We start from the raw sequence: 1,704 nt of genomic DNA on the forward strand, positions 1-1,704 counted from the left end.
CCAGGTGGTGGCGTTGGCGCGGCGGGCGGGGATCCGTATCACGCCGCGGCAGTTGTTCGAACACCCCACGGTCTCCCGGCTCGCCCCCCACGCCGAACTCCTCGGCTCCGCCGAGCCGGGAACGCCCGACCGCACCCCGCCGACCGCCGTCGAGGCTCTCGGAAGCCTCGCCGCCGATCTCCCCGCGGAACTGCTCGGCCACTGGGAGCGGCGCCACGGTCCGTTGCACGCCGTATGGCCGATGTCCGGGCTCCAGCAGGGCATGCTGTACCACGCCCTCGCCGAACCCGGCACCCACACCTACATCGAGCAGCTCGTCTGCGAACTGCGCGGCGACGCCGAGCCGGAACGGCTGCTGCACGCCTGGCGCTCCGCCATCGCCCGGCACCCGGCACTTCGGGCCCACTGTGCGTGGGAGGAAGGGGACCGGCCGGTCCTGGTCGTCCCCCGGCACATCGACGTCCCCGCCGTCCACCAGGACTGGACGAGCCAGGACCAAGCAGGCCCGGCCGGGCTCGGCGAACAGGCGACGGCTGACCGGCTCGCACGCTTCCTCGACGACGACCGCGAGGCCGGGTTCGACCTCGGCGCCGGACCGTTGGTGCGCCTGACGCTGCTCCACACGGCGCCGGACCGGTGGGTCCTGGTCTGGACGCACCATCACCTGCTGATCGACGGCTGGTCGCTGCCGGTGGTGGCCGGCGAGGCGTTCGAGATCTACCGGGAGGCCGTGGCCGGGCGCGAGGCCGTTCTGCCGCCCGCCCCGGACTACGGTGCCTTCGTCCGCTGGAACTCCGAGCGGGACCGGTCCGCCGACGAGGCCTTCTGGCGGGACCGGCTGGACGGATACACCCAGCCCGCTCTGCTGCGCCCCACGATGCTCGCCGCCCATGGCGGCGCCGGTGGCCGCGACCGGCATGAGCACGGAACGCTGCTCACACCGGAACGAGACGCCGCCGTACGCCGTGGTGCCCGGACCCAGGGCGTCACCGTCGCCGCTCTCGTGCACGCCGCGTGGGCGCTGGTGGTCGCGGGGCGGACCGGTGCCACGGACGTCGCCGTCGGCAGTGTGGTCGCCGGCCGGCCCGCAGAGGTGGGCGTGGAGCGAACGGTCGGCCTCTTCGTGAACACCCTGCCGCTCCGTGCCTCGACCCAGACATGCCGCACCACGGGCGAGTGGGCCCGGTCCGTGCACGCCGCGCTCCAGGACCTGGCGGACCACCAGCACAGTGCTCTGGCCGACGTCTCCGAGTGGGCCGGCGCCCCGGCGGGCGCCTCGCTCTTCGACTCCATCGTGGTGGTGGAGAACTACCCCTTCGCGCGGATCGACACCGGTGGCCTGGTACTGGAGCGGGGACGACTGCTGGAACGCACCAACTACCCGGTAAGCGTCCAGGTGCTGCCCGGCGAGCGCCTGGAGCTGAGGGTCTGCGCCGACGCCGATGCCTACGGGGAGCGGGAGGCGCAGCACCTGCTGGACGACCTCCGCACCGTGCTCACCGCCCTCGCCGCGGACCCTGACCGCCTGCTTGCCGACGTCCTGGACGAACTGTCGGCGGTACCCGCCGAGTGGACCGGCGCGCACGTCGCGACACACGAGCCGGCTCCTCCGGTGCATCTGCGGGTGGTGGAGCGGGCGCGGCGTGATCCGGACGGGGTGGCGCTGGTCGACGGGGCGGGGAGCTGGACGTACGGGGAGCTGGA

1 protein-coding gene is annotated in these 1,704 nt (G+C 73.7%); it reads left to right on the top strand.

The window, feature by feature from the left end:
• Positions 1-1,704, top strand: a 1,704-nt coding sequence (locus K304_RS0120570; RefSeq protein ID WP_027765262.1) for a condensation domain-containing protein, incomplete at both ends; no start/stop codon positions are given.

Source organism: Streptomyces sp. CNS606, assembly GCF_000426325.1.